22 protein-coding genes are annotated in these 19,966 nt (G+C 67.3%); 9 read left to right on the plus strand and 13 right to left on the minus strand.

The features are described from left to right. Positions 1–399 precede the first annotated feature (399 nt). The gene (locus VGI62_RS20535; RefSeq protein WP_331506436.1) at positions 400–969 is read left to right on the plus strand and encodes a sigma-70 family RNA polymerase sigma factor; all 570 of its coding nucleotides are present in this window, start codon (positions 400–402) and stop codon (positions 967–969) included. 83 nt (positions 970–1,052) lie between these two features. Further along, positions 1,053–1,217, plus strand: a complete 165-nt coding sequence (locus VGI62_RS20540; RefSeq protein WP_331506437.1) for a hypothetical protein — start codon at positions 1,053–1,055, stop codon at positions 1,215–1,217. A 22-nt stretch (positions 1,218–1,239) separates the two neighbouring features. Here the strand turns inward: VGI62_RS20540 and VGI62_RS20545 are convergent, their stop codons facing one another. The 5 genes from VGI62_RS20545 to VGI62_RS20565 form a co-directional block, all read right to left on the minus strand. After that, a complete protein-coding gene (locus VGI62_RS20545; protein WP_331506438.1) occupies positions 1,240–2,898 on the minus strand; it encodes an amidohydrolase in 1,659 nt (552 codons plus the stop codon). 42 nt (positions 2,899–2,940) lie between these two features. Then, positions 2,941–4,326: an alpha/beta hydrolase family protein gene (locus VGI62_RS20550; protein ID WP_331506439.1), complete on the minus strand. Its 1,386-nt coding sequence runs from the start codon at positions 4,324–4,326 to the stop codon at positions 2,941–2,943. Between the two features lie 22 nt (positions 4,327–4,348). Then, positions 4,349–5,284 (minus strand): SPFH domain-containing protein, encoded by a 936-nt coding sequence (locus tag VGI62_RS20555; protein WP_331506440.1) that lies wholly within the window; start codon positions 5,282–5,284, stop codon positions 4,349–4,351. Continuing rightward, positions 5,281–5,688 carry a GntR family transcriptional regulator gene (locus VGI62_RS20560; RefSeq protein WP_331506441.1) on the minus strand — a complete coding sequence of 136 codons (408 nt, stop codon included), beginning with the start codon at positions 5,686–5,688 and terminating at the stop codon, positions 5,281–5,283. The genes VGI62_RS20555 and VGI62_RS20560 overlap by 4 nt, the downstream gene beginning before the upstream one ends. Before the next feature lie 166 nt (positions 5,689–5,854). Further along, positions 5,855–7,105 (minus strand): hypothetical protein, encoded by a 1,251-nt coding sequence (locus tag VGI62_RS20565; RefSeq protein WP_331506442.1) that lies wholly within the window; start codon positions 7,103–7,105, stop codon positions 5,855–5,857. Between the two features lie 122 nt (positions 7,106–7,227). On the opposite strand from VGI62_RS20565, the gene VGI62_RS20570 reads away from it, so the two are divergent. From VGI62_RS20570 to VGI62_RS20595, 6 genes are read left to right on the plus strand one after another with little or no spacing between them, the layout of a single operon-like run. Beyond that, positions 7,228–7,797, plus strand: a complete 570-nt coding sequence (locus VGI62_RS20570; protein ID WP_331506443.1) for a hypothetical protein — start codon at positions 7,228–7,230, stop codon at positions 7,795–7,797. Positions 7,798–7,837: 40 nt separating this feature from the next. Beyond that, a complete protein-coding gene (locus VGI62_RS20575; RefSeq protein ID WP_331506444.1) occupies positions 7,838–9,838 on the plus strand; it encodes a TonB-dependent receptor in 2,001 nt (666 codons plus the stop codon). Continuing rightward, complete coding sequence (locus tag VGI62_RS20580; protein ID WP_331506445.1) at positions 9,813–11,267, plus strand: PepSY domain-containing protein; 1,455 nt, start codon at positions 9,813–9,815, stop codon at positions 11,265–11,267. Before VGI62_RS20575 ends, VGI62_RS20580 begins: the two co-directional genes overlap by 26 nt. Before the next feature lie 34 nt (positions 11,268–11,301). Then, on the plus strand, positions 11,302–11,607 hold the full coding sequence (locus VGI62_RS20585) for a hypothetical protein (protein WP_331506446.1): 306 nt from the start codon (positions 11,302–11,304) through the stop codon (positions 11,605–11,607). A 44-nt stretch (positions 11,608–11,651) separates the two neighbouring features. After that, the gene (locus tag VGI62_RS20590) at positions 11,652–12,017 is read left to right on the plus strand and encodes a copper resistance protein CopC (RefSeq protein ID WP_331506447.1); all 366 of its coding nucleotides are present in this window, start codon (positions 11,652–11,654) and stop codon (positions 12,015–12,017) included. 58 nt (positions 12,018–12,075) lie between these two features. Beyond that, complete coding sequence (locus VGI62_RS20595; protein WP_331506448.1) at positions 12,076–13,377, plus strand: divalent metal cation transporter; 1,302 nt, start codon at positions 12,076–12,078, stop codon at positions 13,375–13,377. A 70-nt stretch (positions 13,378–13,447) separates the two neighbouring features. On the opposite strand, the gene VGI62_RS20600 is transcribed toward VGI62_RS20595, so the two are convergent. The 8 genes from VGI62_RS20600 to VGI62_RS20635 all read right to left on the minus strand — a co-directional run bounded on the left by VGI62_RS20600 (position 13,448) and on the right by VGI62_RS20635 (position 19,304). After that, positions 13,448–14,161: a Fe-Mn family superoxide dismutase gene (locus VGI62_RS20600; protein WP_331506449.1), complete on the minus strand. Its 714-nt coding sequence runs from the start codon at positions 14,159–14,161 to the stop codon at positions 13,448–13,450. Further along, entirely contained in the window at positions 14,158–15,240 is a 1,083-nt protein-coding gene (locus VGI62_RS20605) for a Cj0069 family protein (protein WP_331506450.1), read from the minus strand. Before VGI62_RS20605 ends, VGI62_RS20600 begins: the two co-directional genes overlap by 4 nt. A 139-nt stretch (positions 15,241–15,379) precedes the next feature. Beyond that, complete coding sequence (locus tag VGI62_RS20610) at positions 15,380–15,739, minus strand: helix-turn-helix transcriptional regulator (protein ID WP_331506451.1); 360 nt, start codon at positions 15,737–15,739, stop codon at positions 15,380–15,382. Positions 15,740–15,853: 114 nt separating this feature from the next. Beyond that, the gene (locus VGI62_RS20615; RefSeq protein ID WP_331506452.1) at positions 15,854–16,426 is read right to left on the minus strand and encodes a hypothetical protein; all 573 of its coding nucleotides are present in this window, start codon (positions 16,424–16,426) and stop codon (positions 15,854–15,856) included. Positions 16,427–16,514: 88 nt separating this feature from the next. Continuing rightward, positions 16,515–17,012: an RcnB family protein gene (locus tag VGI62_RS20620; RefSeq protein WP_331506453.1), complete on the minus strand. Its 498-nt coding sequence runs from the start codon at positions 17,010–17,012 to the stop codon at positions 16,515–16,517. Between the two features lie 995 nt (positions 17,013–18,007). Beyond that, entirely contained in the window at positions 18,008–18,571 is a 564-nt protein-coding gene (locus VGI62_RS20625) for an isoprenylcysteine carboxylmethyltransferase family protein (RefSeq protein WP_331506454.1), read from the minus strand. A 10-nt stretch (positions 18,572–18,581) separates the two neighbouring features. Then, entirely contained in the window at positions 18,582–19,037 is a 456-nt protein-coding gene (locus VGI62_RS20630) for a VOC family protein (protein ID WP_331506455.1), read from the minus strand. Between the two features lie 72 nt (positions 19,038–19,109). Next, positions 19,110–19,304 carry a hypothetical protein gene (locus VGI62_RS20635; protein ID WP_331506456.1) on the minus strand — a complete coding sequence of 65 codons (195 nt, stop codon included), beginning with the start codon at positions 19,302–19,304 and terminating at the stop codon, positions 19,110–19,112. A gap of 150 nt (positions 19,305–19,454) precedes the next feature. Between VGI62_RS20635 and VGI62_RS20640 the strand changes: the two genes are divergently transcribed. Beyond that, positions 19,455–19,910 carry a hypothetical protein gene (locus VGI62_RS20640; RefSeq protein ID WP_331506457.1) on the plus strand — a complete coding sequence of 152 codons (456 nt, stop codon included), beginning with the start codon at positions 19,455–19,457 and terminating at the stop codon, positions 19,908–19,910. Positions 19,911–19,966: the final 56 nt, after the last annotated feature.

Consider the following 19,966-nt stretch of genomic DNA (forward strand, 5'->3'; position numbering starts at 1 on the left):
GGGCTCCTGGCCACCGGTCGGACTAGAGGCGATGCGGCCGCTGAGCCCTGCGCGGTCGATGGCTGTCCACTCCGACTTGGCGCGGTCCTCGTGACCGACGGCGAAGTAGTGGCGCAAGGGGGCGGGCTCGCCTGCGAGTTCAACCAGCACGCCGATCAGCCATCCCCCGGCCATCCAGGGCTCCTCTTCGCAACAGCGACGGCGAGCTGTAGCTGTCCTACTTCGCCACCACCAGGGTCCCCGTCATGCCCGGGTGGTAGCGGCAGGCGAATGGAAAGGTCCGGGCCTTGTGAAAGGTCGTCCACCTGTGCGCCCCTGGCTTGAGTTTGACCCGTTGCAATCAGCGTCTGTTCCCCGCATCGCCCGCCCGTCGTCGGCGACGAGGGGGAGGCCGAGGATGTGCTGCAGGAAGCCTATGTCCGCGCCTTTGGCGCTATCGCAGGTTTCCGCGGCGAGGCGGCAATCGCAACCTGGCTCACCCGCATCGTACTGAACGAGGCCCATGGGCGCTTGCGTCGGCGCAAGGTCACCGTCGGGCTCCACGAGTTGGAAGCCGCGCAGGAGAGCGCACAAGTGCTGAATTTCCCCGGCGTACCCAGGAGCGACGGGCCTGAGGCCGATGCCGCCCACGCCCAGATCCGCCGCCTCCTGGAGCAGGCGATCGACGCCCTGCCCGAAGCCTTCCGCCTAGTGTTCATCCTGCGCGAAGTCGAGGAACTCAGCGTTGAGGAGACCGCAGGTTACCTGGGCCTGAAGCCGGAAACCGTGAAGACCCGACTGCATCGTGCCCGCCGCCGCGTTCGCGAGGGGCTGGACGCCCAGCTCGCCGACGTGATGGTCGGGGCCCTATCCGTTCCTCGGCGCCCGCTGCGAAAGGGTCAGCGAGGCCATTCGTCGACGCCTCGGCTAGCTGCCTGTTGTCAGGGCAGACGCCGCCGGATCCGGGGGCGAGCAACAGGACAGCGTTGAATGTGCGGCAACTTGTCCATAGGGTACGGCCTTCGACCGGGGCGCTGCTTCGCGTCCTTAAGCCCTAGCCGAGAGCGATTCCCATGGCCGACTCCGACGACACTGAAAAGAAAGATCCCAAGGCGGATCCGAATGCCCCGCAGCGCGCCCATCCCCACCAAAAGGACAAGGGCAAAGTCGTAACCACGGCGTTCGGTGAGCCAATGTCCGGTGGTATCGCCGACATTGCCGACGGCGACGACGACTAGGTCGCAGGCCTAAACGGCGACCTCAGCGGTTTTCGTAGACCACCTGACCGTCAACGACGGTCAGGACCGCATGGCCCTGGGGAATCGCAGCCTCGGGCGCGGTCATCAGGTCCACCGAGAAGCCGCTGAGGTCGGCGCGTTTGCCGACCGCGATGGTCCCGAGGTCTTTCTCGGCAAAGCGCGCATAAGCTGCGGACGACGTGAAGAGCTTCAGCGCTTCAGCGCGGTTTAGCTTCTCCTCCGAATGCCAGTCGGCGTTCGAGTAGCCCTTGAGATCCTTGCGGGCCACAGCGGCGTAGAACTCGATCAGGGGCGCGCCGCGCTCCACGGGCGCATCTGATCCGCCGACCACCACAGCTCCAGACTCCAGAAGGCTCTTCCAGGCGTAGGCGCCCTTCAGGCGGTCTTTGCCCAGGCGCGCCGGGGCGAAATGAAAGTCGCCGATGGCGTGGCTGGGCTGCATCGAAGCGATCACCCCGTCAGCGTGGAACCGTGGAATATCGACGGGCCGCAGGATTTGGGCGTGTTCTATCCGCCATCGCGCCTGCTTGCCCGCCGCTGGATCGGCCTTGAACGCCTCTTCGTAGAGATCGAGCGCGGTCGCGTTGCCCTTGTCGCCAATGGCATGGGTGGAGACCTGGATGCCCTTGGCCAGCGCCCTGGCGAGTACAGGGCGCATGGCCGCGGGCTCGGTGACGAAGGTGCCGGTGATGGCGGGCGCGTCGGAATAGGGCGCAAAGAGCCTGGCTCCGCGCGAACCCAGGGCGCCGTCCATGTAGAGCTTGATCGCCCTGGTGGTGATCCGCCCATCCGGGGTGGCGCGCGCGCCGCCGCTGAACAATGGCTCGGCCTCGGCCGCATCAACGGCGTTGTAGACCCGCAAGGTCGCCTGCCCTTGCTTGGCCATCTCCTCCAGCAACGGCACGTCCGGCCAACTCACGCTCATGTAGTGGACGCCGGTCCAGCCATAGGCGGTCTCGACGCGGAAGGCGGCCTTGAAGGCGGCGATCCGTTGGTCGCGCGTCGGCGCATGGCGCAGCGGGGCGACCAAGCGCATGGCGTTGTCGACCAACATGCCGGTGAGCTTGCCGTCAGGGCCCTTCAGGATCTGCCCGCCGGCCGGCGCAGGCGTTGTCTCGTCGATGCCGGCCGCCTTCAGCGCTGCCGAGTTGGCAGTCAGCGCGTGTCCGTCGGCGCGATGCAACAGCACTGGAATGTCGGGCGCCACGGCGTCGAGGTCGGATCGCTCAAGGAAGCGGCCCTCCGGCCAGCCCGTTTCGATCCAGCCGATGCCGTCCACCACGCCGCTGGGCTTGTGCTCGGCGATATAGGCCTTCAGGCGCTCAGCGACTTCCGCCGCCGACTTGGAGCCTTCCAGGTTCAGCGTCAGCTCCCGCTCGCCGATTTCGCCAAGGTGGGCGTGGCTGTCGGTGAAGCCGGGGAAAAGCGCTGCGCCGTTCAGGTCGATGACTCTGGTCTTCGGCCCGATCAGCGCTTTCGCGCCCGCCTTGGCGCCCACGAATGCGATCCGGCCATGCGAGACTGCGACGGCCTCGGCCTTCGGATGGGCGTCGACGGCGGTGTAGATCGGCCCTCCCCAGATCACGAGGTCAGCGGGCGCGGCCGCCGCTGCGGCGGGGACGGTCAGCAGGGCGGCGGAGGCGAGGAGGGCAAAGCGCATGTGCTCTAGCTAGCTGGCTCCGCCCCTTGCCGCCAAGCACCTTCAGCGCACAGCGTGGTCAACCACCCAGTTCGCGATCAGATTGAGCGCCGCCGGCGCGATCGTCTCCTCGATCTTCGCGTATTCGGCCGGGCCCCCGGTGCCGGCGGTCTGGAAGAGGTGGTTCAGGCCGGCCAACTCCACCACCTCGGCGTCCGGGTTGGCTTTCAGCGCTTCGCGGATCGCCGGCAGGTTCTGTTTGGAGACCACCTGCACGTCCTTGTCGCCGTTCAGGGCGAGGACTGGGACGCGGACCTTGGCCAGGGTAGGGCGCGGGTCGTAGGCGATGAACCATTTGTACCAGGGCGAAGTCAGTCGGCGGACCGTGGCGTCGGCGTTGGTGGCGGGCATCCCGGCCTCGACCAGCACATTGGCCGCGTCGGCCTCGGCCTGATCCAGGGTCTTATCCTGCGCCAGCGCCGCCTCCACCTGGCCCATGACCTGTTCATTGCGGGTGATCGCGTCAGCGGCGATGCCGGCGGAGCGCGCGACGGCTGCCCGTTGGGCGACCAACAGCTCGCGGGTCGGAACGCCTGGGCCAGCCAGCATCACGACAAAGGCGATGCGTGGATCGGCGACGGCGACCATCGGGCCGATCATCCCGCCCTCGGAGTGGCCGATCAGCCCGATGCGCCGGGAGTCGATCTCCCTGCGGCTTCGCAGGAGCGCCACAGCGGCCGCTGTGTCAGCGGCGAAATCCTCGCTCGTCGCTTCGGCGAAGTCCCCGGTGGACTTGGCGAAGCCGCGGTCGTCCATCCGCAACACGGCGATTCCGCGGCGGGTGAGCGCGTCGGCCAGCACCATGAAGGGCTTGTGGCCCATCAGGCTCTCGTCGCGGTCCTGGGCGCCGGACCCGGTGATCAGCACCGCGGCCGGGAAGGGGCCTGGACCCTGCGGCAGGGTCAGGGTCCCCGCGAGGCGCACGCCCGGGGCGCTGTCGAAAGCAACGTCCTCCGCGCGATAGGGGAATGGCGGATGCGGGGTCTGAGGCCGAAGCCGGGGCTCAGGCGGCCCCTTGGTGAACACCAGTGGCATGGTCGCGCCCTGCGTCCATTGTCCGACCCAGGCGGACTGCGCCTCGTCCCACCAGCCTTCGTAGCGCCCGTTGAGCCGCTTGCCGGCCAGGATCAGATGGCCGGCCTCCAGAGTTACGGTATCGAGTGGCAGCCAGATCTGGCTCTGGTCAGGGCTCAGGAGCCGACCCTGGTAGCCGCCGCTCGGCCTGGCGGTGATCTCCACGCCGATCCGCACTTCGCCTGTCGCTGAGGCCAGCGTCGCGTGCCACTGGCCGACTGCGTCCTGCGCCTTGGCGGCGCCGGCCAGAACCAGAGCCATCATCGCCCCCGAAATCGCCAACGCCACAATCCAGCGCGCAAGCTTCACGACCATTCTCGCCTCCGCAGGTCCAGGACTACTTGGTCGCCACGGCTGCAGGCGCCAGATCACGCGCTTGGGTCAGGCCAAGCAGGCCGCCTGGGTTCATCGCATCAACCATGCCGGTGGGGATAAGGATTGTCGCCCCGCGCTCCTTGGTGGTTTCGTAGATGATGTTCATGGCGCGAAGCTGCAGGGCCGCGGGGCACCGGGCGTAAATCTCGGCGGCCTCGACGAATTTCTGCGCCACCTGCTGCTCGGCCTGTCCGAGGTGGATCCGCGCGGCGGCCTCGCGCTGGGCCTGGGCCTCGCGGCTCATGGCGTCCTGCAAGGCGTCGGGTACGCCAATATCGCGGATTTCCACCGAGATGGCCGTGACCCCCCACTCGGCGGTCTTGCGGCCGATCTCCTCGCGCAGCATCTCGTCCCCGTGCTTGCGGTCCGACAGCAGGCTCGACAGCAATGACGAACCGACCATCTCGCGAAGCGACGTTTGCGCCACTCGACTGATCGCCGAACGATAGTCGGTGATCTCCAGGGCCGCACGCTCAGGGTCGTGGATCTGCCAGAACACCACGGCGTCCACGTCCACGGGCACCGTGTCCTTGGAAAGCGCCTGCTCGGCGTTGAACTCCGTGGTCTGGATCCGTTGGTCGAGCCAGGAGGAGATGTCGTCAATGAACGGGACGATCAAAAACATCCCCGGCCCGCGTACGGCCTGCAGCCGCCCAAGCCTCAAGACCACCGCCCGCTCCCACTGATTGGCCATCTTCAACGCCATCTGCGTCAGGACGCCCGCCAGGAAAAGGATGGCGCCGATCCAGCAGAGCGCCGGCCCATACCGGCTCACGCCTTGCTGGAAGGCGAAGGCGCCGAGGCCCACGAAGATTACGGCCAGGAGACTTGCCGGCGCGTTGGCGCCTCGCGGGCGCAGGCGTGGCATGCCTTGGGCCGACACGTAGCTGTTGCTCATCGGATATCCTCCTTATCGGCGGCGAGCGCCGCGATGCGTTGGGAAAGCGCCAGAGGATCAACCCCCAGCGCTGCAGCCGCAGCCAGGGTCTGGCGGGCTAGATTGTCTGTCTGGGTCTCGTGGGCGGTCCCATCCATGGCCGGCGGGGGGTCGGCTACGAAACTGCCGCGCCCGCGCACCAGGGCCAGGGCGCCCAGGCGCTCCAGTTCCTCGTAGGCGTGTCGCACGGTGTTCAGGTCGACTTTCAGGGCCACGGCCACCTGGCGCATGGTCGGCATTTGGTCGCCGGGGCGGAGCAGCCCCTGGCCCATCGCCCGCAGGAACTGCTCGCGCAACTGCACGTAGATCGGGACGCCGGTGTCCTCGAGCCGCAATGCCGCCAGGACTTGGGCCTGTGTATGCATACACTCATACAATACCCCGCTGCTTCGCGTGTCAAACGGGCTGTGAGGGAGGCTAGCGCGGAGGACACCCTCGCCGCGTGAAGCGTCGCCTTGACACGACAGGTGCGAAGCAGGCGTCGTCGGGCCGTTCCCGGCGCCCGGCGCCCACATCATGCCCTGCAGCTTGTCAGCCGGCCGGGAAGTTCTGGTTTGTCGGTGATGTCCAGGGGTTCACGCCGGAGCGCGGCGCAGCGACGACCAGCCGGCCGCTTAGGCTGGAGCGGCCAATTCCCTGCGCTTCGTAGAGCGCCTCGAAATTTTCGCCGTTCTTGGCCAGGGCCTTGAGCGCCTCGGGGTTGGCCAGCGCTTCGGCGGCCTGCTGCAGGCCCGTGTCGCGGTCGCCGGCGATCACCACGATGCGGTTGCCGGAGGGGCCGTTGAACGCGGTGACGTAGCCGTAGTCGCGTCGCGCCGCGTCGCCCTGGCTGGGTCCGCCCTCCTGGCTGACGTAGGACGTGTGGGTCTTGCCGTCGACCAGCTCGTCATAGGTGTCGCCGACCTGGAAGCGGGAGCCGGAAAACACCGGGGCGCGGAGTACGCCGAGCCCGCTGAGGTAGCCCAGGTAGATGATGTTGTTGCGCTTCAGCATTTCCGGCGTCAGGTCCGAGGCCATCACCACGTGCAGGGCCTCGCCATGTCCGGCGCCCCGCGTCACGATCGGCACGATGCTGCGCAACGCGAAGGCTGCGCCCACCGGCAGGTAGTAGAGGTCAAGGTCGCGGTAGCTGCCCATGGCCTTGGGGTTGTCCATCAGCCAGGCGTCCAGGTCCTCGCGGGAATTGATCCCGTATTCGCGAACCAGCCGGTTGATGCCCGCCGCCTCGTTGATCTCGCCGAAGATGTAATAGTCGCCAAGCACCAGCAGCGTCGGCGCCTCGGCCTTCAGCAGCGGCGCCCATGGCGCGCTCGCCTGCACACGGGCCAAAGACCGCTCTGTACCATGGCTCATCCAGAAGGCCGCCCACGCCGCCAGGTTGAGCGCCACGAGCAGCGCGACGCCGGCCACGGCGTGGCGTCGCCACCTCGAGGGCGCGACGGCCAAAGCTGCCTCCACCGGACGGGGCTCGGCGACCATGCGGTATTCGCCCTTGGGGATCGCAAGCCGCACGGCCTCGTCGCGGCCAGGCCCTGCGTAGAAGTCGTCGAGCTTGCGGCGCAGGCGGTGCACCGCGACCCGGACGGAGGCATCCTGCGAACCGTCAAAGCTCGCGTCACGCCCGAACACCGCGGCGGCCACCTCGAATTCCTTGGGCCGTGTTCCTGCGCGCGCGCTCTCGACCAGATAGTCGAAAAGCCGTGTCAGTCCGTCCGATCGACCAAGCGCCTGGCGCGACCGCAGGCCCCGAGCCAGTTCCGCGATCTCATCGCCGGTCTCCAATCTACTCGCCTCGGACAATGCCGTTGTAACCTTTTGTAACCCCCCGGAGACCGTATTTAACCGGACGCGGCCACGCTTGGCAAAGTATCGCTGGATCAACAATGCATGCCGGGGGACCGAACTTGAAGCGCCTGATCACTGTCGCGGCCTGCACCGCCCTACTCGCCGCCTGCTCGCCGCAGAAGCCCGCGACGCCCACAGGCGGCGGGGCCAAGTTCAACACCGACGCCCTGCCGATGACGGAGTTCATGGGCCATGTGGTGGATCCGGCCTCCTTCGCCTACTGGAAGGGCTCAGGCACCGAGGAGACCGCCAAGGGCGCCAAAGACCTGACTCCGTCAACCGACGAAGGCTGGGAGGCCATGGAGACGGCCGCCGCCGTGCTGATCGAGGCCGGCAACGCCCTTCAGCTGCCTACCCGCGCGCGCGCCCCGGAAGCCGACTGGTACAAATTCGCCCAGCAGCTGTCCGCCGAGGCAGTGCTCGCCAAGGCCGCGGCCGAAAAGCACGACAAGGACGGCGTCTATTCCGAGGGCGCGAAAATCTACCTGATCTGCACGGCCTGTCACAAAGAGTACGTGATCGATCCCGGCATCAAGGCGAACGGCCCGGCCCAGGGCAACCCGCTGCCCGACTGGCCGGCGGACGTGAAGGCCAAGCAACAGACTTACGAAGCAAAACCGGCCGGCTAGAGCCGGACACTCAATCACACTGATCCTTGGGGGGATCTCGATGACGACCAAGATGCGCTTCGGCGCCGCGGGAAATCTTGCCCTCGTCGCCGGCGCGGCCGCGCTGTCCGTGGGCGCCCACGCCGCCCGCGCCGCCGACGCCGAGCTGTCGGAGCTGGTCGTCGCCGGCAAGCTCGAGGAGACGATCCCGGTGCAGCTTTCGCAGTACGGCAACCGGCTCGATGTCGTGACGTCGGCGCAGATCCAGGCCAGCGGACTGTCTGATGTCGGCCAAGTGCTGTCGAAGTACGTGCCGGGGCTCTACCTCGCACCCCAGAGCGGCGCTTTCTCCTACAATTTCGCCTCTCTGCAGGGCTCGCGGTCCAACGAAATCCTCTACCTGATCGATGGAGTCCGGATCTCCAACCGGCTCTACAACACCACCCCGCCCCTCGACACAGTGCCCGCGCACATGGTCGACCGTATCGAGGTGCTGGACGGCGGGCAGGGCCTCTTCTTCGGCACGCAGGCCGTGGCGGGCGTGATCAACATCGTGACGCGTCCCTTCACCGAGACGACGACCGGTCGCTTCGCCATCGGTGGCGACACCAACGACAGCTTCACCGCCAACGGCTTTGTCTCCGGATCCATCGGCGCCAGCAAGCTCGTGGCCTACGCCTCATATGACGAGTCTAAGGGCTTCCAGCCATATCCGGACGCCGACTACCAGCCGACAAGCACCGACCGCCATCGCGGCTACCGCCTGACCAGCGCAGGCCTCAAATACGCTTACGACTTCAGCAACGATGTGCGGGTCAGCGCCAGCTACCAGCACACTCAGGGCTACGTGGACTTCGCCCGGCCCACCGACGCGGCCAGCGCGGTCAATGATCGCAACGAGGATATCGCCACCGCCAAGCTCGACTGGACGGTCAATGATGCGGTGCAGTTCTTCGTGAAGGGCTACTACCACAACTGGGACAGCCACTACGACGAGGTCGACAACGTCCCGGGCGGCGGCCTCGACCACGTCGACAACCACGAGTTCTGGGGCTTCTGGGACTACGGCGTGAACGCCATGGTCAAGTTCACGCCGACGACGGGCGTCGAGACCTACCTCGGCTACGATATGCAGAAGTACTGGGGCCGTGACGACGTCCTGATCATTGCCGACAAGACCGAGCTCACCCAGGCGGTGTTCGGCCAAGTCCGGCTGACGCCTGACCTGATCCCGCACACCCACCTGGCCGCCGGCCTTCGCTACAACGCTCCCGACACCGGCGACAGCGCTACGGTCTGGAACGTCTCGGGCCAGTACGACTTCACCGACACCGTGTTCGTGCGCGGCGCGCTCGGCACCTCCTTCCGCCTACCCGACGCCGAGTCGCTGTTCGCCAACGACCCGCTGTTCAACGGCGAGGTCGGAAATCCGAACCTAAGGCCGGAGACCGCCAGCAACCTCAACGCCTCAGTGGGCGGCGAGACGCGTCGCTGGGACTGGGAACTGATCGGCTTCTATCGCGAGACCAAGAACCTCATCGATCTATCGGGCGTGACGCCGGACCCCGATGTGCTGACCTTCATCAACCTGCCCGACAAGGTGACGGCCAAGGGTTTCGAGGGCGTGGGGCATCTCGACCTCACGCCGTCACTCTCGGTGCAGGGCTCCTACACCCACGCCCGCACCCGCCAGAGTGGCTCTTCCATTCAGCTCAACGGCGTGCCGGAGGACATCGCCCAGGCCGCAGTCGACATCCATCCCGAGGGCCGCGGCTTTGGCGGCTCGGTGATCGCCAACTGGGTCGGCAGCGTCTTCGACACCGTCTCGGGCGGCTTCGGACCGCAACAGCACGGCCACTACACGGTGGTCGACATCAACGGTTACGTGGCCTTCGGACCGGGCGACCATCACAGGATCAACCTCAGTCTCGAGAACGCGCTGGACGAGGACTACGCGACCCATCTCAGCCGCGCGACCCGGGTCTCGGACGGGTCATCTTACATCTACCAGTTCCGGGGCGTGCCGCGGACCTTGCATGTCACCTACAGCTACGCCTTCTAGCGTCCATGCGCCGGCGCGGCCGCGGCGTACGCGCTGGGCGCCGCGATGGCTCGTCGTCACCCACCGCTACTTCGGCGTGGCGCTGGGCGCGTTGATGCTGCTCTGGTGCTTGAGCGGCATGGTCATGCTGTTCGTCCGCTTCCCGAGCGTCAGTCTGGACGAGCGCCTGGCGAGGCTCCCCAGGATCGACTGGTCGCAGTGCTGCATCTTCGAAGCTGCGCCGGGCGACGCCATGGTGCGGGCCGCCAGCATCGAACAACTGGCCGGCAGGCCGGTCCTGAGGCTGCTGCCCGTCGATGGACCGCTTCGCCTGATCGACCTCTCCAGCGGCCACCGGCTGTCCGGCGTGACCAAGCTCGACGCGCTGGCCGTCGCCGGAGCCTGGGGTCGGCCGGCGGACGTCACGTCGCTAGTGCGTGACCAATGGACGGTGGGGGAGCCCAAGCGCACCAGCCCCTTCTGGCGGGTGCGCCTTGCTGATCAGGCGGCCACGGACATCTACGTCTCGCAAGCGACCGGCGAGGTTGTCCAGCGGACCACACGGCCCTCCCGCGCGCTGAACTGGATCGGAGCGGTGCCGCACTGGCTCTATCCGACGCTGCTTCGCCAACATCCCAAAGTCTGGGCCCAGGTGGTCGTCTGGACCTCGCTGTCCGGCGTCTTCCTGACGCTCGCCGGTCTCTACCTGGGAATCCTCGCATGGCGTCCGTTCGGCGACCATCGTTTGTCCCCGTTCCGCGGCCTGCTGACCTGGCACCACCTGCTGGGGCTGGCGACCGGAGTCCTGACCTTGACCTGGGTGGCCAGTGGCCTCTTCTCGATGAACCCCTGGGGCTTCCTGGAGAGCCGGGCCGACCCGGCCCCGGCGCAGATCGCCGGGCCGCCTCCGAGCTTCGCGGAGGTCAAGGCCGCCCTGGAATCCACGGCCGCCCATGTGCCCGCCGTCTCGCAGGTGCGGCTCGCTCCCATGGACGGTCGGCCCTTCGTGCTGGCGGGCGATGTGCGCCTGGACGGCGCGGGGAAACCGGCGGCGCTGACGCCGGCCGAGCTTGCCGCCGCCGGCAAGCGCCTGGGCGCAGTCGCGAACCAGGGCCTGCTGACGCAGGAGGACGTCTACTACTTCAGCCACCACGACGCAGTGACCCTGCCGGTCTGGCGAATCCTGATGCGCGACGGACGCCGCTACTATCTCGACCTCCGTTCAGGCGCGCTCGCCGCATCCTTCGATGCGCCGGCCAAGGGCTTCCGCTGGCTCCACGAGGGCCTGCACCGATTGGATTTTGTGCCCGGCTTCCGTCGCGGTCCGGTCTGGGCCGGCGTCACGCTGGCGCTGCTCAGTCTTGTCACCTTCGGCGTCGGCACCGGCGTCTGGCTGGGCTGCCGCCGCCTCGGTCACGACTTGGCGCAGATCGGCCGCATCCCACGCTGACGGCAGTTTTCTCCATTCCGGTTTGGAAGAGTTGATGTCCGTGTTTCCACCGCCAGGGCGCGATTTCTACCGGTGGCTCTTCGCCACTGCCGCACTGCTCACCCCGCCGGTCGCTCCCGCCGCCGACGCCGCCGCGGCGCCTCCGAGCGTCGATGTCGGATACAAGCTGAGCGACCACCTCAAGGTCCAGCTGAGCAACCTGACCAACACCAAGGCCAACGCCGCCGCCTGGTTCTATGCTTCCCGCCTACCCGGCGAGCCGGCCGAAGGGACCGAGGACTACCAAGCCCATCCATTGGAGCCGATCTCCGCTGTGGCCAAGTTAACCTACGTCTTCTAGGCGCTCATACCGTTGCGCCAGGACTGAGATCAAAGAGGAGCCCCATGAAGCCCATCACAATCGCCACCGCCGCGGCTGTCGTAAGCCTTGCCGTCGCTGGCCAGGCCAGCGCTCACGCGCGCCTGATCACCGGCTCACCCAAGGCAGGCGCGACTGTCGCCGCGCCCAAGGCGCTCAGGCTGCAATACAGCGAGACCATCGTGGCGGACGCCTCCAGCGTCACCGTCGCCGGTCCCGCCGGCGCTCCCGTCGCCACGGGCAAGCTCGCGCTCGACGCCAAGGACAGGCGCGTCGTAATCGTGCCCTTCTCCGCCACGCCGGCGCCCGGTGTCTACAAGGTGACCTGGAAGATGAAGACCCCTGATGGCCACTCGACCGACGGCGATTTCACCTTCACCGTAAAGCCCTAACGCGGAGCCTTTCGGGTAGGCTCGGCGTTGCGGCTGCGAAGCGAGGGGGAAATCCCTTATGGATGATGCCGGAGCGCCGAAAATCCATCCCGGCGTCAAGGAGCCGGAGCGGCCGAAGCTGCTGCAGGTGCTGGGCCCTGGTCTGATCACCGGGGCGTCGGACGACGACCCTTCGGGCATTGCGACCTATTCCCAGGCCGGCGCACAGTTCGGCTTCGGCCTCACCTGGGTGATGCTGTTCAGCTGGCCCCTGATGTGCGCCATCCAGGAGATCAGCGCCCGCATCGGCCGCGTCACCGGGCGCGGGATCGCCGGCAACCTGAAAAAGCACTACCCCGAACCGGTGGTCTATTCGATCGTCAGCCTCCTGGTCGTGGCCAATGTCATCAACCTGGGCGCCGACCTGGGCGCTATGGGGGCCGCCCTGAAGTTGCTGATCGGCGGCCCCCAGCTCGTCTACGTCGCCCTTTTTGGCTTGGTGACGGTGCTCTTGGAGGTGTTCTCCCGCTACTCGCGTTACGTTTCCATCCTCAAGTGGCTGACGCTGTCCCTGTTCGCCTACGTCGGGGTGGCCTTCGTGGTGAAAATGCCCTGGGGCGCGGTGGCTCACAGTCTTGTGGTGCCGCAGATCACCCTCACGCCGGCCTACATGACAGTGGTCGTCGCCATTCTCGGCACGACGATCAGCCCCTACCTCTTCTTCTGGCAGGCGGAAGAGGAAGTCGAGGAAGTCAAGGAACGGCCCGACGCCAAGCCCCTCGAACGCGCGCCCGAGCAGGCGCCGGCGGAGTTCAAGCGCATCCGCATCGACACCTACATCGGCATGGCCATCTCGAACGCCGTGGGGATTTTCATCATCCTGACGACGGCGGCGACCCTGCACGTCCATGGGCTCACGGATATCCAGACCTCATCCCAAGCCGCCGAGGCGCTGCGCCCCATCGCCGGCCCGTTCGCGTTTGCGATTTTCGCCCTCGGCATCATCGGCACCGGCCTCCTTGCGCTGCCGGTGTTGGCCGGCTCGTCAGCCTATGCGCTGGGCGAGACCTTCGGCTGGCACGTGGGCCTGGCGCGCAAGCCCTACCGCGCCAAGGCCTTTTACGTCGCCATTGCAGTTGCGACGCTGGCCGGGGTGATCCTCAACTACAGCCCCATCGACCCGATAAAGGCGTTGTTTTGGAGCGCGGTGATCAATGGCGTTGTCGCCGTGCCGGTGATGGGGATGATGATGCACCTTTCCAGTCATCGCGCAGCGATGGGCGATTTTCAGGTGCATTGGGGCCTGAAGATCGTCGGCTGGGCGGCCACCGGCGTCATGGCGCTGGCCGCAATCGGCCTCTTCGCCACTTGGGGCAAGTGACCCGATCCTGGCGTTCCTGATTCTGGCGCATCGATGCGACACCGCCGAAACCCGACTGAAGACGCGAGCGTCAGCCCGTGCTCGCCCGGCGGAAGGCGTCATTGGCGTGGCGCCAGGATGCCACCTTCATGAAGGCGTCAACATAAGCTGCGGCCTTGGCGCCGTAGTCCATGTGATAGGCGTGCTCATACATGTCGAGCACGAGCAGCGGCGCGCCATCGGCCAGAGTCATAGTGTGGTCCGCCGCCCAGGTGTTCACCAGGCGCCCGTCACGGCGGCTGTACGCCAACATGACCCAGCCGGAGCCGCCGCCCAGCGCCTTGCCCATGCCGGAGAATTCCGCCGCCCATTGATCGTGGCTGCCGAAGTCATGTTCCACGGCCTGGGCCAGCCCTGCACTCGGCGCCGCCGCGGGGACGAAGCTCTGGAAATAGACCTCGTGCAGGATCATGGAATTCCAGGCGATCAGCTCCTCGCGCTTGAGGCCATTGATCTCGAATACGGGCGCCGTGGCGGGGTCGAGCTTGCCGAATTGCGCCTCGATCGCTCCCAGCCGCTTCACAGCACCGACGTAGTTGTTGTCATGGTGGCTGGTGAGCAGTTTCTCGGAAAGGCCGGGTACGGCCTTCGGATCGAAGGGCAAGGGCTGTGGCTGTGGCCAGGGCCCCGCAGCGGCGGTCTGCGTGGCCCCTGCGCCTTGCGCAGACGCGGCCTGGCTGCTTGCGGCGCCTGCGAGCGCCAAGCCTGCAAGCAGCAATCGCCGGTCTATCGTAGGTTCGGTCATTGGAGGTCCTCCGCTGGGTCGGATTTTGCCGCGATCAGCCGCTTCGCCTTGATGGCGGACAGGCGTCGCGCGGTGGTCTTGGCGAGTTCTTCGGGCGCTTCGTCAGGGATCGGGAACACTGAGCTGACATTGATCTCGCAAAGCACGTAGCTGTCATCCCCTTCCGGCCCCGGTGGGCCCAACAGGAAGTCGGCGTCCCAGATCACTGGCAGGGCGTCGGACGCGATCTCAAGCGTCCGCGCCAAGCCTGGCGTCCAGTCACTCTCCATCAGCGTCCGTAGCCGCTGGAACCGCGGATCGGTCGGCCCCGAATAGAGCCTCGGCCCAGCCGGGCCGGCTTCCGGACCAGCCAGCGCCCGCACCAACTGGTGGCCGAACCCCACCACCCGATCGCCGGACATATAGCAGCGGACCATGCCGTCCAGATGCCTGGGCAGGAACGGCTGCTCCACCAGACCGCCACCGGTCTCAAAGTCGGCGGCGCGCTCTTCCACGAAAGCGGGCAGAGGCAGGGTGCGGGGCGCGCTTTCGCCCCTTGCCTCAAGCACCACGACCCCGTCGCCTGCGCCGGCGCGCTCGACCTTCCAGACCCCGATGCCGCCGTTGCCGCGGTTCTGCTTCAGCACTCGTGGCCCAGCTGCCAGTCGGTCGGCGAAGGCCAGGGAGAACGCAGAGTGGGTCTCGTAGAACGCGGTGTCCGAGCCCCAGCCGAGCGCGCGGGTTCGGTGCAGCACGGCCTTGACGCCCATCTTGGCGGCAACCTCAGGTAAAGCGCTGACGAAGACGCCTGAGGCCGCGACTTCGCTCAACAGCGCATCCAACCGTCCGCGCCGCTCGTGGGTCGCCGTCGAAATCGGATCCACCCAGACCAGAACGCCGTCCACCCTGAGGAGCTGGTCGCGGACTTCGCCGGTCAGGTCCTCCGACCAGACAGCCGCCTCGGCGGCGATCCCATGGCGGCTGAGGGCTTCAAACACCGCCCTCAAACGGCTGGTCTCGGAGCGCGCCTCGGCCCGGGCCTGACGGTCGCCGCGCCAGACGATAGCGACTCTTTTGGATAGGGAGTTAATTCGAGACATCGCACGCTCCTCTTCCGGCGCTCGCCGAATCGAAAGGAGCGGGTCTTGGACGGCTCACCGTCTGCACCGGGCGCCCGCGTCAGCCCGGAGGCTTCAGACTATGCGCTTCCCGACCGGGTTCAAGACGTAGGGGCGGAATTCATCCCGGCGAGCGCTCGCCGCTATCGCTGCAGCAGGTGCTGACCGCCTTCACCAGCGGGCCGCAGAGCGCCGGATTTCCTTCGCAGCAGTCCTCCACGAGGAAGGCCAGCAGCCCGCGCATATTGTCGTAGGCCGCCAAGTAGGTGGTCGAACCGCCGACCTGCTTCGGGGTGGCGAGCGCCGCGGCGCTGAGCACGCCGAGTTCGAAGGAAAGTGCGTTCGGCGAAAGGCCGGTCGCGCGCGCGATCTCGCCTGTGGATAGGCCCTTGGGACCGGCCTGAACGAGCCGCCGGTAGATATCCAACCGTCCCTCGTCGGCCAGGGCGGACAAAGCCGTGACGGCCGTGATCGCTTCCATGCAGAAAGCCTAGCTGAGAGTGAGGTGTCTGCGCAAAATATGCGGTCACGAGGCACTGACGTCGCCACTCGCGCAGCGCCACAATGCAGCCCCACGACGCGCCAGCGGTCCTGCCTACTTCTTTGCCTTGCCGGCCGCCTCTAGATCCTTGTCGATGTCGTGCTTGTAGAGGCTGTCCTTCGGGCGCGGGATGTACTTGCCGTGGCAGGCGTAACAGGCGTCGTACATGGCGCTGCCCGCATCGAAGGTCTTGTCGTGGTTCTTGGCCTGGGCGGCAGCCATCCCGGCAAGGCCGGCGTTGGTCAGTTGCACCGCGTACTTCATCCACGGCCCGTTCGGGTCGCGGGCGCGGCCTTCCATCTGCAGCAGGGTGCCGGCCTCCACCAGCTGGGCCGCGGAATCCACCGAGATCTTCCAGTCGGCGTCATCGGTTGGGGTGCGGTCGCTGGACCCCTTCTCGTCGTCCACCACGCCCGAATGGGCCCAGAAGGCCTCGGCCGCGGGATTGACGATGTGGCGCATCACATCCTTCGTAGACAGCAGCGTGCGGCCCGGCGCGAGAATGGGCGGGATCGGAGCTGCTGGAGCTGCAGCGGCGGCTCTTGGCTGTGAAGAGGCCGGCGGCTGGGCCGCGGCGGGCGCGGCGCAGGCCAGCGTTGTGGCTGCGATAACGACTAAGCGGCGCATAGAATCTCCCCGAGCTCCGGGGCGCACCTTAACCGCCGTCGCGACGCCGAAAACCCCTCCCGGATGCGGGAGGGGTCCTGGCGAAGTCCTAGTAACCGTTCATGAGCACGTCGGCGATCAGACCGGTGGCGGCCGCCATCAGCACGAAGTTGCCGTCAGCGTAGATCCAGCGGTAGCCAGGCGGCGGCGGGCGAAGCCCATAGTAGCCCCAGTCCTGCACATAGTAGTTGCGGTAGGTCGCGGGCACATAGGCGCCCCTGTGCCAGGCGTAGCGCCCCACCGGGCGATACCCGTAACCGGGCGCATACCAGTATCCGGGACGCGCGCCGCGATAGGCGCTCCACTCGGGCCGGCCCCGCCAGCTGTCCGCATGGCCGCGGTCGTAGCGGTTGGCGTAGCCGTTGTGATGGCCGTTGTCGTGACGGCCGTTGTTGTAGCGGCCGTTGTCGTAGCGGCCGTAGTCGTCGCGGCGACCGTTGTCGTGGTCGCCCTGATGGCCGTTGTCGTGATCGCCTGGATCGGCCAGGGCGGCCATGGGCGCTGTGACGGTGGCCAGGGCCGCGACGGCATAGAGTAGGCGTCTCATCCAATTCTCCTCTTCGTGGACATCGCATACTGCCCACGCAGCGCTGAACGCGGGCTGAACCCGATAGTTCAGCTTGGGTCAGGAACGCGCGCGGCCATGGGAGCACTGGGGTCGGGCGCCGGCGGTCGCACGTAGGGCGCTGCCGGGGGCGCTGCGGGCGCGATGACTGTGGCGGACGCCGGGGCCGGCTGCGGCGCGGCGAGGACGGGGGCCGCCGGCGGGATCGCGGCAGGAGTTGGCCCGGCCTGGGCGGCTGGCGCGTTATTGGCCGCGACGGTTCGAGAAGCCTGGCGGCCGGCAGCGGGGCGCGCGACGGCGAGCCTGGGCGCCGGCTGCGGCGCGACGGCGAGCGTCTGGGGCATTGGCGGCGCGACGGGCGCCTTGGAAGTTGGGGAGGGCGCGGGCTCCCCTGGAAGCGCGCCTTCCGCGAGCGAGGGAGGCGCCGCCTCAGAAGGGGCAGCCGGCCTTGGCGCTGGCGCTCGCGCCGATCGGGTCCCGATCAGCGCGAGCACGGCCGCGATGCCCACCGCGCCGAGCGCCGCCGCGGCGATCAGCGGCGTCAGGCGCCGTACGGGCTTGGGCCGAGCTGACCGCGCGCCGATTGGCGAAACCAGAGGGGGAGAGAGTGGAGCAGGTGAGGCCGGGGAGGGCGTCACCACGGGTGCGGGAGTCATCGGCGCCGAGGCCTCGATCGGCGTCGGGATGAGCTCGGGGATCCCTTCCGGCGCGGGAGGAGCCTCTGCGATGACAGCGGCCTGGGGGTGCAGCTGGGGCATGGGCTGCACGATCAATGTGGGCCGAGGGGCAGCCTTTGGCGGGGCGCTCAGACGGATCGGCGCCTGCGGCATCCCAGGCCAGGGCGTGTTCCTGGCGAACGGGTTGCCTTCGTCGTTTCGGAAGGGTGTCATGCCGGCTCCCGGTTGGCCTCGCAGACTCCCGCCCGACTTCGGCGCTTATGTGACCACGCGCCGGCCGGCATGGGACGGGACCGCCACTTACCAGACGAGCGGGATCAGTCGTTTGGTGCGCGTCATGTAGGCACGGTAGGGCTCGCCGATACCCTCCGCCAGGGCGCGCTCCTCAACTGCGATGCGAATAAGATAGCTCGCCAGCATGGCGCCTCCGATGACCACGGGCGCCAGGCCGTAGCGCAACGAAAGTCCTATGCCGATCCCGGTCAGCACCCCGCCTGTGTAGGAAGGATGGCGCACGAACCGGTAGGGACCAGACTCGACCACCGTTTGATCGGCGCTTACCCGGACCACGTAGGTGAAGTACTGGCCGAGCGTGCGCACGCTCCAGATGCGCAGAGCCATTCCGCCCACCGCCACGGCCGCGCCGACCGACAGCGCCCAAGGCCCGAGCCGCGGGTGCGGCGGATGGCCCGAGCTCCACAGGCCGAACGCCCAGGCGAACCCGCCGGTGATAAACAGGTAGATGAAAAAGAGGCTGCCGTGGTCGCGCCGCTCGGCTTCGTCACGCCGCAAGCGCCCGGCATAGGCCTCCATCGCCATCATCATCGTCACCAGGAGCAGCGGGACGAGACGGTTGGCGAGCATCGCAATATCCCTATGGCTTTGCAGGCGTATAGAGTTCGATCGGATTGCCTTCGGGATCACGGATGAAATAGGCCGCATTCGGGATCACCTCGCGGCTCTCCACGCCCTGGGTCTTCAGCCACTCGGCGAGTGCTTTGGCGTCCGGGACGGCGAGGATCACCCGCGAAAAGGCGTTCGGCCCCGGCGGCCGCTGCGGCGATTGCAGAAGCGCGATGATCGCCGCGCCCGGTCCGTCACCGAAGCCCATGATGTATTCGTAGGGCTTGCCCGATCGCTGGAGGGTATTGGTCACGCTCATCCCGAGCTTGGCCATGTACCAGGCCTTCTGTCCCTCAAGGTCGGTGACGTTCAGCCCCGGACCGGCCACATGCGCAGGTTTCAGCGCGGCGGGCGGTCCCTGCGCCCAGGCCGCGCCCGCAGTGAACATCAAGCCTGCCGCCACGGCGGCGATGGTTATGGACTTCATGTCTGCCCCGTCAGCGCTGATCGGCATCCTCTCCACTTCTGAAACCCTGGCAAGGGCGGGGGCATTGCGACGCTAGCTGTCCAGGCTTTCGTCGGTGTCGTTCATGATGTGCTTGTAAACTGCGCCCGCCATGCCGCGCACGGTGCGCGCCGCGGTTAGGAGGGCCGCCTCGCCGACCAGGCTCGCCCCCTCGCCGGCCAACTGGTCCAGCTCGTCGGCTATCGCTGTCAGCTTCTGGTAGATGGCGATGTCGGAAACTCCGGTCATGCCTGCACCCCTACAAGCCCTCCGCCGGCCGCGCAATTCGCGCCAACTCAGTGCAGCGGTGGCTTTAGCGGGTGCTAACCACGTAAGTTCACCCTGAATTGACGGCGAAGGGCGCAAAACGAGATCACTCGACAAACGGGGTGTCGCCAGGTGTTTTCGACTATTCCCTTCCGGATGCAGCGTCTGATCTCCGCCCTGGTCGTGCTGACCTGTGCGGTTATGCTTGTGGCGCCGCTTGCACTTCCGGCCGCGATCTCACCCGAGAAGGCCTGGATCGGCGCGCTGGTCTTCTACGCTGTGACGGCCGGATCCTATGGCGCGCTGCCGTTCATCCGCCGCGGCGACATCGCAGCCGTCGCCATGTGGCTGATGCTGGCGGTCGGGGTGGCGCCCTGCGTCCAGGGCCACGAGCTCTCGCCGCCCAACATGTTCGCCGACATGGCCGGCGTGCTGCTGGCCGCGGGGCCGATCTACATCGCGCGCTTCCGCCAGGTGGCCCAGGGCGATATCCGCCTCTACCGCCGCCGCCAGATCGAGGCCGCCGGGTTCATCGCACCCCCGGTCCAGGCCGAACCCGGCGCTATTTCAGTCCCTGCAGCCAGCTGATCACGACGGCCTCCAGCGCGATGCGCTTGCCGCTGTAGCTGTGGTCGGTCGTCTCG

Origin of the sequence: Phenylobacterium sp. (assembly GCF_036495085.1) — a bacterium.
GTDB lineage: Bacteria > Pseudomonadota > Alphaproteobacteria > Caulobacterales > Caulobacteraceae > Phenylobacterium.

Excerpts from the sequence above, each read along its gene's own strand:
- VGI62_RS20540 (WP_331506437.1), top strand. The coding sequence starts at position 1,053 with ATGGCCGACTCCGACGACACTGAAAAGAAAGATCCCAAGGCGGATCCG.
- VGI62_RS20545 (WP_331506438.1), bottom strand. The coding sequence starts at position 2,898 with ATGCGCTTTGCCCTCCTCGCCTCCGCCGCCCTGCTGACCGTCCCCGCC.
- VGI62_RS20550 (WP_331506439.1), bottom strand. The coding sequence starts at position 4,326 with ATGGTCGTGAAGCTTGCGCGCTGGATTGTGGCGTTGGCGATTTCGGGG.
- VGI62_RS20555 (WP_331506440.1), bottom strand. The coding sequence starts at position 5,284 with ATGAGCAACAGCTACGTGTCGGCCCAAGGCATGCCACGCCTGCGCCCG.
- VGI62_RS20560 (WP_331506441.1), bottom strand. The coding sequence starts at position 5,688 with ATGCATACACAGGCCCAAGTCCTGGCGGCATTGCGGCTCGAGGACACC.
- VGI62_RS20575 (WP_331506444.1), top strand. The coding sequence starts at position 7,838 with ATGACGACCAAGATGCGCTTCGGCGCCGCGGGAAATCTTGCCCTCGTC.
- VGI62_RS20580 (WP_331506445.1), top strand. The coding sequence starts at position 9,813 with ATGTCACCTACAGCTACGCCTTCTAGCGTCCATGCGCCGGCGCGGCCG.
- VGI62_RS20585 (WP_331506446.1), top strand. The coding sequence starts at position 11,302 with ATGTCCGTGTTTCCACCGCCAGGGCGCGATTTCTACCGGTGGCTCTTC.
- VGI62_RS20590 (WP_331506447.1), top strand. The coding sequence starts at position 11,652 with ATGAAGCCCATCACAATCGCCACCGCCGCGGCTGTCGTAAGCCTTGCC.
- VGI62_RS20595 (WP_331506448.1), top strand. The coding sequence starts at position 12,076 with ATGGATGATGCCGGAGCGCCGAAAATCCATCCCGGCGTCAAGGAGCCG.
- VGI62_RS20600 (WP_331506449.1), bottom strand. The coding sequence starts at position 14,161 with ATGACCGAACCTACGATAGACCGGCGATTGCTGCTTGCAGGCTTGGCG.
- VGI62_RS20605 (WP_331506450.1), bottom strand. The coding sequence starts at position 15,240 with ATGTCTCGAATTAACTCCCTATCCAAAAGAGTCGCTATCGTCTGGCGC.
- VGI62_RS20610 (WP_331506451.1), bottom strand. The coding sequence starts at position 15,739 with ATGGAAGCGATCACGGCCGTCACGGCTTTGTCCGCCCTGGCCGACGAG.
- VGI62_RS20615 (WP_331506452.1), bottom strand. The coding sequence starts at position 16,426 with ATGCGCCGCTTAGTCGTTATCGCAGCCACAACGCTGGCCTGCGCCGCG.
- VGI62_RS20620 (WP_331506453.1), bottom strand. The coding sequence starts at position 17,012 with ATGAGACGCCTACTCTATGCCGTCGCGGCCCTGGCCACCGTCACAGCG.
- VGI62_RS20625 (WP_331506454.1), bottom strand. The coding sequence starts at position 18,571 with ATGCTCGCCAACCGTCTCGTCCCGCTGCTCCTGGTGACGATGATGATG.
- VGI62_RS20630 (WP_331506455.1), bottom strand. The coding sequence starts at position 19,037 with ATGAAGTCCATAACCATCGCCGCCGTGGCGGCAGGCTTGATGTTCACT.
- VGI62_RS20635 (WP_331506456.1), bottom strand. The coding sequence starts at position 19,304 with ATGACCGGAGTTTCCGACATCGCCATCTACCAGAAGCTGACAGCGATA.